Annotated in this window: 1 protein-coding gene; it reads left to right on the top strand. The window is 61.0% G+C overall.

What is annotated here, in order from left to right:
* Positions 1-286: 286 nt before the first annotated feature.
* Positions 287-579, top strand: a 293-nt coding sequence (locus A5780_RS27030) for a recombinase family protein (RefSeq protein ID WP_197521885.1), incomplete at its 3' end; no start/stop codon positions are given.

Raw genomic sequence — 579 nt, 5'->3', positions numbered from 1 at the left:
GGCGAGTTTCTGGGCGACGAGTCGACCATCGCGTTCGACGAAGAAGCTCAGCATCTGTGTTCGGTCCCCTCCGAAATCCGTTGACACTCAGAAGTGAAACACGTTACAGCCGCAGCTGCGGAGCGTGGTGCTGGCAGTGCCTGCGCATCTGGGGTACACCCCAACACCACAGTCGTGACCGGGGACGAACAGCGTCAAAATAGGGTGAGAATTCGCCTTTCTTGACACTTGTCGGCTGGGTTCTTAGAGTTCAACCTGACAATTTCGGTCTCTGGAGGGGTGAATCATGCGGGTCGGCTATATCCGGGTCAGCACGGTCGATCAGAACACCGTGCGCCAGCTCGACGGCGTCGATGTCGAACGCACCTTCACCGACAAGGCCTCCGGGAAGGACTCGGCGCGGCCGAAGCTCGCCGAGATGCTCGCGTTCGTGCGTGACGGCGACACGGTGATCGTTCACTCGATGGACCGCCTGGCCCGAAACCTCGACGACCTCCGCTCGATCGTGCGCACCCTCACCGGCAAGGGCGTGCGGGTCGAATTCGTCAAGGAGAGCCTGACTTTCACCGGCGAGGACTC

The sequence above is a fragment of the Nocardia sp. 852002-20019_SCH5090214 genome, from assembly GCF_001665865.1.
Taxonomy (GTDB): Bacteria; Actinomycetota; Actinomycetes; order Mycobacteriales; family Mycobacteriaceae; genus Nocardia; species Nocardia nova.
The sequence above is the reverse complement of the archived record's forward strand: the minus strand, read 5'-3'. Positions and strand labels throughout refer to the sequence as shown.